This is a genomic window from Blautia sp. ZXY-1-B12, assembly GCF_056339915.1.
In genome coordinates, this window is sequence record NZ_JBWJVP010000206.1 from 1 (window position 1) to 16,398 (window position 16,398).

General features: G+C 49.0%; 12 protein-coding genes and 5 pseudogenes. All 17 read right to left on the reverse strand.

Annotated elements, in window-relative coordinates:
- Nucleotides 1-717: 717 nt before the first annotated feature.
- Nucleotides 718-1,083, reverse strand: a complete 366-nt coding sequence (locus tag AC075L_RS12800; RefSeq protein WP_009589131.1) for a hypothetical protein — start codon at nt 1,081-1,083, stop codon at nt 718-720.
- A gap of 77 nt (nt 1,084-1,160) precedes the next feature.
- Nucleotides 1,161-1,301: a transposon-encoded TnpW family protein gene (locus AC075L_RS12805; protein WP_119245074.1), complete on the reverse strand. Its 141-nt coding sequence runs from the start codon at nt 1,299-1,301 to the stop codon at nt 1,161-1,163.
- A pseudogene (locus AC075L_RS12810) lies at nt 1,282-1,545 on the reverse strand (ATP-binding protein); the annotation flags it as partial. The pseudogene AC075L_RS12810 and the gene AC075L_RS12805, both read right to left, overlap by 20 nt.
- Before the next feature lie 283 nt (nt 1,546-1,828).
- On the reverse strand, nt 1,829-2,200 hold the full coding sequence (locus AC075L_RS12815; protein WP_476387770.1) for a metal-dependent transcriptional regulator: 372 nt from the start codon (nt 2,198-2,200) through the stop codon (nt 1,829-1,831).
- 24 nt (nt 2,201-2,224) lie between these two features.
- Complete coding sequence (locus tag AC075L_RS12820) at nt 2,225-3,958, reverse strand: ABC transporter ATP-binding protein (RefSeq protein WP_055058373.1); 1,734 nt, start codon at nt 3,956-3,958, stop codon at nt 2,225-2,227.
- Between the two features lie 3 nt (nt 3,959-3,961).
- A pseudogene (locus AC075L_RS12825) lies at nt 3,962-5,777 on the reverse strand (ABC transporter ATP-binding protein).
- Nucleotides 5,778-5,779: 2 nt separating this feature from the next.
- A complete protein-coding gene (locus AC075L_RS12830) occupies nt 5,780-7,258 on the reverse strand; it encodes an ABC transporter ATP-binding protein (RefSeq protein ID WP_476387778.1) in 1,479 nt (492 codons plus the stop codon).
- A 10-nt stretch (nt 7,259-7,268) separates the two neighbouring features.
- Nucleotides 7,269-7,970: an energy-coupling factor transporter transmembrane component T family protein gene (locus AC075L_RS12835; RefSeq protein ID WP_476387771.1), complete on the reverse strand. Its 702-nt coding sequence runs from the start codon at nt 7,968-7,970 to the stop codon at nt 7,269-7,271.
- A complete protein-coding gene (locus AC075L_RS12840; RefSeq protein WP_476387772.1) occupies nt 7,967-8,578 on the reverse strand; it encodes an MptD family putative ECF transporter S component in 612 nt (203 codons plus the stop codon). Before AC075L_RS12840 ends, AC075L_RS12835 begins: the two co-directional genes overlap by 4 nt.
- Nucleotides 8,579-8,710: 132 nt before the next feature.
- Complete coding sequence (locus tag AC075L_RS12845; RefSeq protein ID WP_476387773.1) at nt 8,711-9,661, reverse strand: helix-turn-helix transcriptional regulator; 951 nt, start codon at nt 9,659-9,661, stop codon at nt 8,711-8,713.
- 178 nt (nt 9,662-9,839) lie between these two features.
- Nucleotides 9,840-9,965: pseudogene (locus tag AC075L_RS12850) on the reverse strand (TnpV protein); the annotation flags it as partial.
- Nucleotides 9,966-10,185: 220 nt separating this feature from the next.
- Nucleotides 10,186-10,586 (reverse strand): annotated as a pseudogene (locus AC075L_RS12855) (relaxase/mobilization nuclease domain-containing protein); the annotation flags it as partial.
- Nucleotides 10,569-10,877, reverse strand: a pseudogene (locus AC075L_RS12860) (metal-dependent transcriptional regulator); the annotation flags it as partial. The pseudogenes AC075L_RS12860 and AC075L_RS12855, both read right to left, overlap by 18 nt.
- Nucleotides 10,878-10,888: 11 nt before the next feature.
- Complete coding sequence (locus tag AC075L_RS12865; RefSeq protein WP_476387774.1) at nt 10,889-12,625, reverse strand: ABC transporter ATP-binding protein; 1,737 nt, start codon at nt 12,623-12,625, stop codon at nt 10,889-10,891.
- 14 nt (nt 12,626-12,639) lie between these two features.
- Nucleotides 12,640-14,385, reverse strand: a complete 1,746-nt coding sequence (locus tag AC075L_RS12870) for an ABC transporter ATP-binding protein (protein WP_476387775.1) — start codon at nt 14,383-14,385, stop codon at nt 12,640-12,642.
- The gene (locus AC075L_RS12875) at nt 14,382-15,896 is read right to left on the reverse strand and encodes an ABC transporter ATP-binding protein (RefSeq protein ID WP_476387776.1); all 1,515 of its coding nucleotides are present in this window, start codon (nt 15,894-15,896) and stop codon (nt 14,382-14,384) included. The genes AC075L_RS12870 and AC075L_RS12875 overlap by 4 nt, the downstream gene beginning before the upstream one ends.
- A 5-nt stretch (nt 15,897-15,901) precedes the next feature.
- Nucleotides 15,902-16,398, reverse strand: a 497-nt coding sequence (locus AC075L_RS12880; RefSeq protein WP_476387777.1) for an energy-coupling factor transporter transmembrane component T, incomplete at its 5' end; no start/stop codon positions are given.

Sequence of the window (16,398 nt, forward strand, 5' to 3'; positions counted from 1 at the left end):
TGGCTACGAGTTTTATTTTCGTAGCAAGGTTCAGCGAAGGAACATTCCAAAACGTCCTCTGTTTACTAAAGTCAAATGACTTGGCATGATGCAAAAAATTCGTGATATTTTTTTGCATTTTTATCATTTTTTCTTTTACTTTTGTTAATCCCTTCACTTACTCTGTATTGGGAGAGCTAAAAGCGGACATGATTTTGAAAAATTATGAAAAAGTTTTGTTCCTCTACCTATAAAGCTTTTGAAAGTATATTTACCAACCCCCCTTTTGCAAGTTTTTTCGCAAAAATGAAATATTCCCTCACTAATAGCAGGTTTCAGAGGGCATTTGGACGGTATTTTCGCAGAAAAAATCATTTTTCTACTAATCACACGTGGCAATGGGGATTAGGTCAACTGCTCTTGAAAAAGGGTCAAAAAAGAAGCACCAACTTTTATAGTCAATGCCTGCCATATGTCTCTATTGATTCTGAAAAACTCCTGTGGTAAATCCACAGGAGTGCTCGTCATCTTCTTTATCCAGTTCCAATTCATCGTAGGATGTAACCTCGCGCAGCTCCGCAATATCAAATACGGCAGGACGTGCACCGCAGGAAGTCAAAATCGACTTAGCGGTTTTGCCAGAGACAAATTGTCAAGGACTTTTTAATCAAATTCACAAAAAATCCACAAAAAAGATGCCAGAAGCATTGTATGGCTCCTGACACCTCGTTTGATAGATTACATTTTTCCATTCAGCAGGTCTTTGCAGAGATACGCGTAGTCTGGTAGCTGGTTGATATATGGCTCCCAGCGCCGCTTGATTTCGGCCAATTCCAGCGGATCGGCTGCTTCCAGCGCGTGATCGTTGCCCGTCATATACAAAACATCCGTAGCTACATCGTCCAAACACCTGTAACAGAGATCGGCGGCAGATTCGATTCTGATACCGGTATCCACATAGACTGGATTTACGCCAATCGCCAGCCAGACATAGCCTACCTTGTCCGACCAGAGCAGTTCAAAATCAGGGCTTTGCCGCAGATGTTCCGCAAAGACCTCCTTTACCCGTTCAATTTCATGCTTCTCTTTTTCTGTGTAAAGCATTTTCGTGTCCTCCTTGATAAAAATTTTGGTGTGTACCATCATCAGTTTAGCACAATGCGGCTTCGTTTATCAGTCTGTCACATCTGCTGACTTTCATTTTTGAGCATACGCTTGATTTTATCGCTCATGGTTTCTGTGCTGGTATTGCTGAAATGGACATGAACCTTGTAGGTTGTCTTTCCGATTTTCTTTACCAGCACGGGCGTGGGCCAGATCAGGCGGGGTTTTCAGCTCGGACAGTTTCAAGTTTGTTGTGATAATCATGGGTCTGCGGCTGCGATAGCGGCTGTCGATGACGAAAAACATCTGCTCCATAGCATATTCGGTACTGCGCTCTACACCCAAATCGTCAATGATAAGCAAGTCATACTCATCAAAGCTGGCAATAAACTCCGACCTGTCCTCAGAGAACATCCCGGTCAGGCGGTTCAGAATGATGGGAAAGTTCGTCATCAGCACCGGCTGCCAGACGGGGCCTGTTCGTTGACTGGGCTTTTTTTGACGGTAGTGAAATATCGTCTGAATTTGTCGGCAGTCAATGTGCTTCACGGCGGCTCCCTCCTAAAGCCGCCGTGTCAGCGTATAGGCGTCACTCCTTTGTTGAGGGCATAAGGAACGGCGGCCTTGATGTACTCAAAACCGCCGCAGTCTTTGAAAATCCATTATGAGCGCACGAAGCTGCCTGCCCTGCAACGGTTTTTTTCTTTCCCCGTCTGGCGAGGCAGGATAGCTTGGCATATTTAGTTTAGTCTTGCTCCTGTGCAGCTGCCTCCTTCAGCCGCGAAAAGCTCTCGTTGCTGATGATGTGTTCAATCCGGCAGGCGTCGACCTCCGCAATCCTGGGGTCAACGCCTGCTGCGATAAGCTGCTCGGTAAAGAAGCAATGGCGCTCATAGATTTTTTCAGCCACCTCGCGGCCCACATCGGTCAGATGGAGAAAGTGATCTTCGTCCATCGTAAGAAAGCCGCCGTCTTTCAAAGTGTTTACTGCCACACATACGCTTGGCTTTGACACTCCCATGTGCCGGGCCACATCTACGGAGCGTACCATACCCGTTTTCTTCTGGAGAACAAGGATGGTTTCCAGATAGTCCTCCCCGGACGCATGAAGTTTCATGGAACATCTCCCTTCTAAAACAATTTACACAGCCCAACCAAGACTCTCCTGTTGGATATGGAACAGTTTATGGTACAATCCGTTCTTTTTCATCAATTCATCATGTGTACCGTGTTCCACCAGTCTGCCGTTATCAAGAACGAGAATTTGGTCGGCATCCACAACGGTACGAAGCCGGTGAGCAATCATAATGACCGTCTTACCCTCCACCAGCTTTGCAATGGCCCGCTGGATTAAAACCTCGTTCTCCGGGTCAAGAGATGCTGTTGCTTCATCAAGAAGAATAATCGGGGCATCTTTCAGCAGAGCGCGGGCAATGGAGATTCGCTGACGTTCTCCGCCAGAAAGAGTGCTGCCGTTTTCTCCAAGGACAGTCTGATAACCGTCCGGCAATCTCTGGATAAATTCGTCACAGTATGCCGCCTTTGCCGCCGCCATGACCTGCTCCTCGGTAGCGTTCCTATTGCCTACACGGATATTGTTAAAAACAGTATCGTTGAACAGGGTCACATCCTGGAATACAAAGGACATACAGCGCATCAGGTGTTCCGGTTCAATGGTGCTGACATCCATACCACCAATGGTAATCTGGCCTTTTCTTATATCCCAAAAGCGGGCGATCAGTTTGGAAATCGTGCTTTTGCCGCTGCCGGAAGGCCCTACCAGGGCCGTTACGCTGCCAGCAGGAATAGAAAAAGACACATCCTTGATAACATCGTCCTGGTTATATCCAAAAGTGACATTTTTCAGTTCAATGTCATACTTGGATACATCCTTATCCTCCCCCTCCATAGCGGGCGTGGTCAGCAGGGTACGCATACGGTTGGTGACAGTCTCCAAATGAAACAGAGAAGTCAACTGTGAGAGAATGGCAAGGATTGGGCCGTAAATCTGCGTGGAGAACATGAGCAGCACCAGCAGAGGGAGCAATTCGATTTTGCCGCCGGTTATCAGCACCGTTCCAATGAAAATAGTAATGCCAAGCCCTGCTTGCAGGATCAGGCTGGCTCCCTGAACCAGAATACCGGAGGCCAGTTCCACTTTAATGGCGGTTTTTCTCATGGCCTGGAGTGCTTTATCCAACGCATCAAAGCGGGAACCGCCAAGACCACAAGATTTGATGATCTTAATACCTTCCAGGTATTCCTGAATCTGGCTGGACGCCTCCAGTTTCACATCCACCTGTTTGTCAAACAGATGAAGTTGCAGCTTGCGCCCGCCCAAGATGATAAGGAATGTAACCGGCATTGTGCAGAAAATCGCAAGGGCCATGCGCCAATCAAAAAACGCCAGACAAATACAAGTCAGAGTAACAGAGATTATATTCGCAATCAGCGGCGGGATGGTACTGCTGAGCATGGATTCCATGCTGCTGCAATCTGCCATCATGTTGGTGGTAATATCGGACAAATCTTTTGTGTTAAAGAAGCTCATGGGGAGCTTGCGAAGATGCTCCGCGATCCGAAGTCTGGTCGTGCTGGCCTCCTTATAGGAAGCAATATAGGTTTTCCTATAATCGTTTTTCGCGGCCAGGAATACCAGAATAGCTGCCACCAGCCCTAGGCCCAGCAGCTTCCACAATGCGGCCCACGAAATTGCTTCTCCAGTAAATGGCTTTAACAACTCCCAAAAGAGCAGGCAGGCTACCATAGACGGAAGCAACAGCGCGATATTGGTGATTGTGCAGGCCGTAATCGCTTTTTTCAGGTCGGAGTAGCCTTTCTCCGACAGCATTAACTTTTCTTTCAGCTTACTCATAGATCACACCGCCTTTCCTGTGCCAATTTTCCAGTTGATCGACTCCGTATAGCTGCTCCACATCTGCGCGTATTTTCCGTCCTTCTTCAGCAGCTCGTCATGGGTGCCGGATTCAATCAGACAGCCCTTTTCCATGACAAGGATCTGGTCAGCATTACGAATCGTAGACAGGCGATGGGCGATCATTACAACCGTTTTATTCTGAATCAGCTTTTCAAAGGCTTTTTGAATCAGGTACTCGTTCTCCGGATCACTGAACGCAGTTGCCTCGTCCAGAACGATAATGGGCGCGTCTTTTACGATAGCCCTTGCAATGGCAATCCGCTGGCGCTCACCACCGGAAAGATGGACGCCGGTGCTGCCGATTACAGTCTGATACCCGTTCGGAAGCTGCTCAATAAATTCATGGCATCTTGCAGCCTTTGCCGCCGCAATCACCTGTTCTTCCGTAGCATCTGGATTTCCCATACGGATGTTATCCAGGATGCTCTGCTTGAACAGGAACGTATCCTGAAATACGAAGCTGACCTTATCCATCAGCGCATCCAGCGGAATGTCCCGAATGTCAACGCCGCCGATCTGAATACTTCCGTCCGTCACATCATAAAACCGGGAGATCAGGCTGGCGATGGTACTCTTACCGCCACCGGAGGGGCCGACAATGGCTGTCACCTTGCCCTGATCCGCAAAGAAAGAAACATGAGACAGGGCCTTGACCTGGGAATCGGCTTCGTAGGAAAAGCTGACATCCCGGAAAGCAATCCCATAGTTTTCGATTGCTTGCCGCCGTACTCTTTTCGGGCAGGACCGGGATACGCAGGATTTCATCCATACGCTCCACGCTGCCGTCAATCTGCGTAAAGGACTCCGAGATATACATGATCTTATTCAGAACACCGGAAATCGCATGGACAATAATCAGGTAGAAAATGAATGTCAGCGAATACTCCCTGAAATCCGTAGTATGCATCCCGATCAGAACACCCACCGGAATCAAAAGCAGATAAATATTGTTGATGATTGTGGTAAAAGCAGGCATACAGTTCTGCCAGCCCAATGCGTATTCCAACACGAAAGAGGTATAGTCTGTAATGGATTTGCTCAACCGCTTAAAGGAATCGGCGGTCTGATTAAATGCTTTGATCTCCGACATACCGCGCACATATTCTACGGAGGCGCTGTTCATGTTTTCCTGAGCGGTCTGGAAACGGTGCATTTTTTCCTTTGCTTCTCCGTTGAAGCCCGCAAACTGCACGATAAAGGCCAGAACAATACCGACCAGGCAAACCACTCCATACCGCCAGTCAATTCCGAGAAGAATGATGACCAGAACAAGCGGTGCGACCAGCGAGGCCACAAAGTCCGGGAGCTGGTGAGCGATGAATTTCTCAACGCTTTCAATGTTTTCGTCCATGATCTTTCTCATTTTGCCGCTGCCCAGGGTCAGATGATACCCAAGGGGAATCTGCATGATGTGGTCGGCAAAGGCCACCTTCAATTCATAAAGCGTTCCAAACGCCGCAACGTGGGAACACAACAGGGCAAAAAAGTAAAATACGATGTTCCCCAAAATTCCAGCCAGGGCCAGCCATCCCCAGGTCGAAATCGTGGAAACATTCAAGAGCGACATATCCGGGTAAACAAACAGGATTTCCCGAATGATGTAGTAGATTGATAAGTACGGTACAAAAGAACAGATCGCAGCCAGCGCCGCCAAAAAACCTGCCAGGAACACCAGCCCTTTATGGCCGGAAGCCAGCTCCAGGCAGCGTGCCAGTCCGGTTTTCGCTTTCGGCTGCTTCTCGTTTTGCTGTGCCATTTCTAACCCTCCTTTTTGTCATATCCAATTTTGTCTAAAAGAAGCTCTGCGCCTCTGATTTGAAAATCATCGGTAATGCAGCCGTTCTCCAGGCGTATTGCCCGCTCACAGCAGGCAAGCGCACACTCCGCGTCATGGGTAATGACGATAATGGTGCGCCCCATCTTTGCCAGCTTGCGGATCATCCGGCTGACATTCCGCATATTCGTACCGTCCAGCCCGCTTGTCGGTTCATCCAGTACGATGATCGGCGCTTCGTGCATTAGAGCCACGCCAAGAGCCAGCCGCTGCTTTTGCCCTCCTGACAGCGTAGAGGGATGCTGTTTGATGAATGGCGTCAGTTCCAGGGCCTCCAGGATTTCTTCCGCCGCTTGTTTCCGCTCCGGGTTGACTTCTGCGCCGGTAGTCAATTCGTCAAGCAAGTCCTCACCGAAAAGCTGGCTGTCTAAATCCTGAGGAATGTACCAGACCTTTCCCAAGCGGCCTTTCGGTCTGCAATGCTTTCCGAACAAAACGACTTCGCCGGATTTCTCTTTCAATAGCCCTGCCAGGATTCGTCCTATGGTGCTTTTGCCCGTCCCGTTAGGGCCAATCAGGGCTACCACTTCTCCCTTGCAGCATTGAAAGTCAATATCCTTTGCCACAATCGTCTCACCAAAAGAGTGGTTCAGCTTTTTCACTTCCAGAACAACCTCGCTGGTTGCCGCAGATGGGATTTCCGCCTGCTCGATCTGGTGCAGGTCAGGAGTGCGAAGCCCCAGCACCCGGATCTCCTCATTGGACAGGGCTTTCATCTGCTGCGCGGTAAATTCCCGCACAATTTTCCCTTTCTGCACACACAGGAAGCGGTCTGCCAGATCCATCAGATAATAAAGCCGGTGTTCCGCTATGATGATGGTTTTTCCCTGCTGTTTCAAATCGCGGATAATGTCTGCAAAGCGGTAGGTAGATGCAATATCCAGATTGGCAGACGGTTCATCCATGACATAGATTTCCGGGTCAATCGCCTCCGCAGACGCAATCGCAACTTTCTGGCGCATCCCATAAGACAGGCTGTGCAGACTGTGATCCAGAATGTCCTGAATTTTGATGTCTGCCGCTGCCCGGTGAACATGGTTCTGAATGTCCTCATGGGAATACCCATAGTTCTCACAGCCGAAAGCAATCTCACCAGCTACCTCATTGGCAAAAAACTGGCTCCTGGGGTCTTGAAATACATTCCCTGCGATTTTGCCGCGCTCCCAGGACGGAATCTCTTTCAGCGGTTTTCCGTCCACAAAAACCTCTCCGCTCAATTCCCCCTCGTAAAAGTAGGGGATCAGGCCGTTAATCACTCTCGTCAAAGAGCTTTTCCCGCTCCCTGATGGGCCGGTCATAACAATGACCTCCCCAGCGGCAATGTCTAACGATATGTGTTCCAGTTGATTTCCGTTCCCGCCATAGGAAAAGGTCAGGTCACGGATCATAATTTCTTTTCCCATTCCATTCCTCCTATAAAAGACAGCAGCACACGGCAGCTCCCACGCTGACAACAATCAAAAAGTAATCCAGCGCAGCGATCCGGCTGACATAGTAGCTTTCTTTCTTGTAGGGGCTTTCAATTCCCCTGACAATGGCAGAAGCGGCTAACTCGTCCGCAATCTTTAAGGAGCGGAACACCATCGGAACAATGGCGTATTCCAACGTGTCCATCGGATGCCTCAAAACATTGCCAACCGATTTTAAGAAGCCACGGATTTTCATGGCTTCCCTGACTTCTCCAAATTCATGCAGCACAGTCGGAGCAAAGCGGAGCATGACGATCAAAACAAGCATGATACGGGTGGGGATCGGCATTTTCCTCAAGCTGGCTGTCAATTTCCCGGACGGGATTTTCGCCAGAAGATAAGCAGGCATAGCGGGAAGCAACAGCTTGTAAATCATGCTGAGTAGCAGCGGAGAGGGGATGCTGATCTGATATTTCGTCTCAATCATCAGCCATACAATCGCCACTAAATAGACCGCAAAGCATCCCAGGGCCTGTTTATATAAGCCGAACCAGCAAAGGATCAAAAAAATCCAAAAGGTAAAAATCCCATGCCCTAAAAAACTTGTTGCAAAAAAGGTCACGATACAGGCGCACAGCGTCAGGAAAAAAACTGTGCGCCCATCGATCCGGTCAATCCGTCTTTGCTTTTTTTCTTCGGCCATCATCCTACAATGCCCGCTTTTTGGAAATGCTTTCTGAGCAACCGCTGGCCGAACAATGTACCAAGGATGGCAAGAACCGCAGTAATGGCAATACCCAGAAGCATCAGTGCCGGAGAAGTCACCATAGAGAACTGCATATTCAGAGTATTTGCATCAAAACCGCTGCTTGCTGCCATTTCCTGATAGCTGTCCCAAGACCACCACAGCGGTACGGCACAGCCTACAAAATTTCCGATTGAGTTGACCATCCAGCCAATTCGGTTGCGAACTGCACTTCGGTATGTATTCTTGCCAACCATGCATAACTCGGCAATGAGGGCTACAATCAAGAAATAGGGAACCAAGAACATATAACCCATAACACCTTGGATTAGTCCATAAACCGTAGCCCAAGCAAACAACAATCCGTGTTTGTTAATGCGATTTGCCGCAACCAAATAAAATGTTGCTCCAATAAAGGCATCAATACCAGCAGAGCCGTATAAATATACTGCTGGGAAAGGCAATGTAACCGCACCAATCACCATTGCAATTGCGAAATTGATGACCATCATTGCGGCAATCGTCATAATATCGCGAATGCCAAACTTTTTCTTCACCGTTTGTTCCATCTTTGAAACCTCCTTAAAATAAAATGACAGTGTAGTTAGCAATATCTAACTACGTTGTCATTTTACACCGGTTTGCAGTCTCTAACTACTCCAAAGGGTAAAGTAAATCAAGAAAACAGCCCAAAAGTTAAATCACTTTTTTGCTTTACGGTAATCCTTTGGAAGCATTCCAAACGCTTCTTGAAAAGCCCTCGCAAACTTACTAATATTTGAATAACCAAGTTCACCAGCTATGTGAGTGATTGATTGATCTGTTTCCTGCAAATAAACAGCCGCAAGATTCATTTTATACTTTTTGATATGTGCATAGGGCGTATCGCCATAAATCTGTTTGAAAATAGCTTGAAATGTGACCTTGCTCATTGGCTCCTTTCGCAAAAGTTCTTCTATGGATATTTTTTTGTCGAGGTTTTCTATAAGCTCTTGACGGAGGCGTTTGATGATTTCAATTTGTTCTTTGGCATAATATGTAGCCTCATATTGATCTTCAATCCGCAGTTGTTTGATATGATAAAAGAGTTCCAATAATTTGATACGGAAATAATCTCGCCCTTCAACACCTTTTGCAGCATACAATTCTTCAAAGATATGTAACAACCGCTGTGGTGTCCGACATAAAAACCACTTTTTTTCTAATTCCAATTCTCGTCCGAGATTTAGAACGTCAATGTTGTAGTACGAAAAAATCTGTTGTGTTTCCACATCGACAGAATCCTTATCAATCACACAGCTTAGTCCTACACTATATCCAAAGGGAAAGGAATAGGCCGCAGGAATATTAGCAAGGGCATTGATGCAAAATTCTCCCTCTTTCATGTGGAAAACTTTATTATTTCTTAGCTCAAACTCAACGCGTCCTTTTTGGTAATGACGGATTTCGATGATATTCTTATGAGGAATAGGCTCATGGAATGTATCTGAGCAGTTAAAATCCATAAAAATTAAGTCAATACCAGGGAAAAGAGTGTAGTCATAGAGACGACCTGTTCCATTACATTTATATTCGATTTGAACATAATCATTATGTTCATCAGTTAGCGTAGCATATTCACCGTACCATTCTGTTCCATGTAACTCTTTCACTCATATCTTCCTCCTTTTTGGTTAGCGGTAACTAATTATATGTTAAATTGTTTTTTTGCTCTCGTCAACCTCTGACAACATATTCTTTATATTTCATTTAGGATAAAAGCTCAAGGAAAAGATATGGCGGAATTGCAAAACAAACAGAGGCCGCAAGTAGCAGCCTCCGCTTGCAAAATTATTGATAAATCAGCTCTGTCAGCACGATTTCCTCCGCCTGCGCTTTCAGCGTGTTCATCAGGCCCACCCAGCGCATGGGGTCACGGGCTTTCACTTCCTCAATGACGCCCGCCGTCTCCATCATGCGGAATAGTGAGAACGGTGGTTGTTCCAAAATTATTCCGATTCAGGGGTAATACCGGCAAGCAATGCCGGTGTTAATACACACCGACCCGCAGAGTGCAAAATCCCTCCGTGATTTTCCTCTCCGCTTGCTTGTTGAGGGCAGCGCCCCCAAGCCCCTTTGAACACAGAATTTCATTCTGTGGCTGCGCGTTCTGCGAACGCTTTTGACCAGGACCAGCTTACCGCTGGCCGTGGTCTTTTTCTTGTTCAACATCCTGTTCCTACCTCCATTTTCAGGACCCGATCCACATTGGCCTTTGCCGTTAAAAGCTCCCGCATTTCCTCACGGGAACGCCGGTACTCGGCATAGGTCTTTTTCTTTTCTTCCAGCAGATTTCGTGTACTCTGTCTGCAACTCTTTGACCTTGGGCAGCTTCTTGACACCCATCTCATCAAAGGCATTCTTTGCCGCCTGGTGGATCAGAATTTCTTCCTCATGTTCTTCCCGGAATTTCTTAGAGTAGCCTGCCTTGCGGTATGCCACATAGACCTCACGGGTCTTGGCATAATTTACAATGTGAGTACGCAGAACAGCAATCTCTGCCATGCGTTTTTCAGCCGCTTTGATCTGCACCGAAACGGCCTCCGCAGTTTTTAGGTCAACGCCTGCGGTGATAAGCTGCTCGGTAAAGAAGCAGTGACGCTCGTAGATTTTTTCGGCTACCTCGCGGCCCACATCGGTCAGATGGAGAAAGTAATCTTCGTCCATTATAAGAAAGCCGCCGTCCCGCAAGGTAGCCACTGCATGGCACACGCTGGGCTTTGACACCTCCATGTGCCGGGCCACATCTACGGAGCACACCATACCGCGTTTCTTTTGGAGAACAAGGATGGTTTCCAGGTAGTCCTCCCCGGACGCATGAAGTTTCATCTGAACCTCCTTTACTGAGCCAGCTTCCAGCCGATGGCCTCCTGTCTGGCCGATACAAAATCGGCATACAGTCCCTTTTGCTGGATCAGCTCCGCATGAGTGCCGCGCTGGACGATATGAGCGTTGTCCAGTACAAGGATCTGATCGGCGTTGCGGACGGTTTTCAGACGGTGGGCAATCATGATGATGGTCTTGTCATGGGTCAATGCCTCGATAGCCCGCTGCAATTCATCCTCATTCTCCGGGTCAACGCTGCTTGTTGCCTCGTCCAAAATGATGATAGGTGCGTCCTTCAGCATGGCGCGGGCGATGGAAATCCGCTGTTTCTCGCCGCCGGACAAAGTACCGCCTCCCTCGCCAATCACGGTGTCATAGCCATCCGGCAGGGCAGAAATAAAGTTATGGCAGCAAGCCTTTTTCGCCGCTTCAACCACTTGTTCATGGGTAGCATCCGGGCAGCCAAACTTGATATTGTTCTCAATCGTATCTGCAAATAGGTACACGCTCTGGAACACCATCGAGATATTCTTCATCAGGCTGTCCAGCTTGAAATCCCGTACATCCGTACCGCCTATGGTAATCTTCCCGGCATTCACATCCCAAAAACGGGCAATCAGGTTGCACATCGTTGTCTTTCCTGCCCCGGAAGGGCCGACAATGGCCGTAGTCGTTTTTTCGGGAATGGTAAAGCTGACCTGATCTAATATCTTACGGTCTGCGTAGGAAAAATCCACCTTGTTAAACACGATCTCGCTGGACTTCGGCGTAATATCAGCGCCTTTCTCGTCCATTACCGGCGTGTCATCAATGGAGTTTGCCGTATCCATCGAGGCCGCCAGCATTTGCAGCAAAGAGGCCATATTCCCGGCGTTCTCCAAATCGTTGAACACCATGAAAGAAGCAATCACCAAAATCAGACCATAGGCCAGCGTCAGAGAGCCATCCAGCCAGAACCAGACCGAGGCCAAAAGCAGCAGGACGCTGAACACTCGGACAACAGCCTGTTTGATAGCGTCATAGGGAACGCTGGCCTTTGTCAGTTTCAGGTTATCCCGGCAGCTCGCCTTAATTGCACTGCCAATAGACTGCGTGCTGTCCCGTTCCAGTCCAAATGCTTTGACAATCCCCATCCCCTGAATGTACTCCAACACAGACTCCACAAGGGACTCCTGTGTGTGCTGGCGTACCCCGCTGAGCGCGGCAGATTTGCGAAGCGCCAGTTCCGCCGCCGCAAGGTAAATCAGGACACCGGCTGCGGCCACAAGACCGATCCGCCAGTCAAATACCAACAGGACGATGACGAGGGCAACCGAGTTGAAAAAACCGCCCAGCACTGACACCAGGACACGGGCTGCTGAGTTCTCTACATCACCCAAAGTTGTTGTGACAATGGCGGTAATATTCCCGATACTATTCTTGTTGAAGTAGCCCATCGGGATGTAGCGCAGCCGATCTCCGATGTGGATACGCTTTTCCGCTACCATGCAATAGCCAGTTTCCGTCTGCTCCATCGTGGAAAAATAGGTCGTGATGATACGCCCAATGAGGGAAACGGCCATAATTCCCAGCGAAATGCAGATAAACTTTCCGTCCCGGTTGTCAGATACTAACGCGCCGATCACTACAAAGAGGGCGGCAAACTGCATGGCTGAAAACAGCCCGGACAGGAATGAGAATAACAGGGATTTTTTTAGAAGCCCCTTTTTGCTGCCTGCAAAAGCAAAGATTTTTTTCAATGTTCCATACATCTGACAACACCCCCTTACATCTGGTCTTTCGCGCCGATGTGCGCCTGCCACATATCCCGGTAGAGGGGGCAGGTTTCCAGCAGCTTCTCATGCGTACCCTGTGCGTGGATGGTGCCATCCTTCACCACAACGATGTTATCTGCGCCAACAATGGTAGACAGCCGGTGTGCGATCACAATCAGGGTCTTGCCGACAGTTAAAGTGGAAATGGCTTTCTGCACCAGCGCCTCATTCTCTGGGTCGATATAGGCAGTTGCCTCGTCCAAAATGACAACCGGCGCATTTTTCAGCATGGCGCGGGCGATGGCAATCCGCTGGCGTTCACCGCCGGAAAGATGGGAACCGGCGCTGCCGACAACCGTATCATAGCCATTATCCAGCTTGCGGATAAAGGCGTCGCAGCCGCTTTGTTTGGCTGCCTGTTCCACCTCTGCGTCCGTGGCACCGGGCCTTCCCATGCGGATATTCTCCCGGATACTGCGGTTAAACAGGTAGTTGTCCTGAGATACATAGGAAATCTGGTCTGCGATTTCAGACAGCGGCATATCCTTCAGCTCATGGCCGCCGAGCGTAATACTGCCGGATGTAACATCCCAATACCCGGCAATCAGCTTCGCCACCGTAGACTTGCCGGAGCCGGACGGCCCTACAAGGGCGGTCATGGTTCCGGGGTGGATGGCGAGATTCACATCATGCAAAACCTCTGTTGTCCCGTCATAGGAAAACGACACAGACCTAAGAGAAATGCCGGTATCTTCCAGCTTGATCGGCGTTTCTTTATGGTTCAGTTCTTCGGCGTTCAGAAGCTGGCTGATTTCTTCCACATTTGTCCCCAGTACGGCCAAATCGTCCGTAAAGGTAAAGGCCGCAATAATCGGCCCGATCAGCCCCAGCGAGAAAATCACAATGGACAGGAAGGTGGAAAGCTCCAGACTGCCGGAGAGCCAGAATGCGAAGCCGCAGGGCAGCACGCAGATCAGCACTGAGGGCAGGATGGCGTTATAGGCGCTCATGGTTTTCTGATTTTCCCGCATCCAGTCCACATAGTAGTTGGCGTTGTAATTCACCGCGTCAGAATATTTTTTGTAGGAACCGGCGGATTGGCTGAACGCTTTCACCACCTCAATGCCTCCGATATATTCCACGATGGCGTCTGTCATCTGCTTGCCTGCCTTGACAGCACCCTCCCACTTGACGGGATAGTTTTTCATACCGGCGGACATAACCACAAGGCCCACCACGAGAGTGACAAGGGACAAAAGCGCCATACGCCAATCCAGAATAAGCAGGTACACGACAATCACAATGGGAACCAGCACATTTGCGGTCATTTCCGGGATCAGGTGTGCAAAGGTCGGCTCCATTCCCTCCACCCGGTCAACAATCGTCGTTTTGTACTGGCCGGACGGAGTATCTAAAATCGTCCCCATCGGGACGCGGGCCAGCTTTGCGGTGATATTCTCCCGCAGATCGCGCAGCGTGTAATAGGTCGCCGTGTGGGAAATCGTTGTAGAAAGACTGGAAAACAGCACTTTCCCAAAGTAGCCGCACAATGCAATAATGCCAGCGGTCACATAGCGGGAAAAATTCTGTTCCCCAGACAACATCATTGTGACAATATGCGCCACGCAGAAATAGGGCACCATCTGGCAGGCCACGCCTAATACTGCAAGGATAATACTGCCGATGAATTTTCCATGATAAAGTTTGCCCCATCCCCATAAGACGCCTATGGGCGACTCTTTCTTTTCCTCCTTCATTCTGTGGACACCTCCTTCTTCATATCACTCAGGAAAAACTTTAGCAGGCGTTTTCGGCCATTGCTGTCCTCTATGGAATAGCTTTCCTGAATTTGCCCGTTTTCTAAGTGAAGGACATAATTGCAGCAGCGTAGAATAAATTCCGGGTCATGCGTTACCACAAGCGCGGTTCTTCCGGCATTTGCCACCTGATTGACAACATTGGCAACCTGCCTCATGTGAAACAGGTCAAGGCCGCTGGTCGGTTCATCAAATAAAATCAGAGGGCGTTCCGAAGCAATCGCAGAGGCAACCGCCACGCGCTGCTTTTGACCGCCGGACAGTCCCATCGGGTGGCAGTCCTCAAAGGAAAGCAAGTCCATCTCCTTTAAGATTTCTCTTGCCCTTTGCTTATTCTCGGTTCTCATACTGAGCAGAATTTCATCCAGAACACTTTCGGTAAAGAGCTGGTGGTTTACATCCTGCATGACCATATAACAGAGTTTCAATCGTTCTTTTCTGGAATAGTTCTTGCTCTGATCCTGCACCGTTCCTTTGAAGTGCTTTTCCAACCCGCAGAGGCACCGGGCAAAGGTGGATTTTCCCGCACCATTATGTCCGATGATGGCCGTGGCGCTGCCGGATGGGAAAGAGGTTTCCGTTATATGCAAGGTTTCCGGCTCATGCTTATAGGCGAAAGATACATTCTTTATCGTCCAAACCGCCTCATTCGTTCTCTGCGGCGGGCCTTCAACTTCTGAAAGCCCCGCAAGGTCAAGAGGACGCAATCCCATATCGTCGCGCTGTTTTACCGACAGGCCGCAAAATTCCTCTGCTGTATAATCACCGTCAATTTCTCCATCTTTCAGGTACAGGACACGGTCAAAGAGGCCGGACAGATAATACAGCCGGTGTTCAGAGATGATGATGGTCTTTCCCTGCGATTTCAAAGTAAAGAGAAGCTGCCGGAAATCAGCGATAGCGTATGCGTCAAGGTTGGATGATGGCTCATCAAGCACATAAATATCCGGGTCAATCGCCGCTGCCGATCCGCAGGCGATTTTTTGCTTTTCACCGCCGGACAAAGAAAAAATACTTCTATCAAGCAGCGGCTCCAACTTTAGCTGTGCAGCTACACGCTTTACACGGTCACGCACAAGATCTTCCGCTATGCCGTGATTCTCTGGGCCGAAAGCCAGTTCGCTGGTCGTGTCCACATTGAAAAACTGAGAACGCGGATTTTGAAATACAGAACCGACTTTCAGAGAAATATCAAACAGTGACAGGTCACGGGTATCCTTTCCATCCAGATAGACGGAGCCGGTATAAGTCCCCTCATGATAATGGGGGATCAAGCCGTTAAACAACCGGGTCATGGTTGTTTTCCCACAGCCGGAAGTCCCGCAGAGCAGGACAAAAGAACCGTCCTCAATAGTGCAGGAAATATGTTTCAAAGCGTCACCAGCCTGCCTCTCACTGTCGGGAAGGGTACTGGCAGGATAAGAAAAGGACACATCTTGACATTCAATCATTTCCTTCACCCCCTTGCGGCAAGCACATAGATTTGCGCTGCAAATGCTCCCAGACAGATCAGCAGGAAAATAACATCCTGCACATGAAAACCCAGCTTACAGATATTCGTCCGTTTTACCGGGCCTCCCAATCCCCGCGTAAGGGCTGCCTGGGACAGTTCCTCTCCGATTTTGACGGAGCAGATTATCATGGGGACAATCCGATACTCTAAAATCGCACCGACTTTTCCACCACCAAAGCGGACGCCACGCATCCGCATGGCGTCCCCAATAGCGCTCCATTCTTCCGCAACCGTGGGAAAGAAGCGAAACATCACAGACATAGGAATGGTGATCTGCTGCGGCAGGTGGAGCCGTTCCATCGCCGCAACAAATTCGCTGACCGTGGTTGTCGTTACCACAAAATATCCCATGACCACGCTGGGGGTGAACCTCAGCAGAATGCCAACAATGGCTACTGCAATGTAGTTTGCTACGCCAGCCAGTCGTGACAGACCGAACA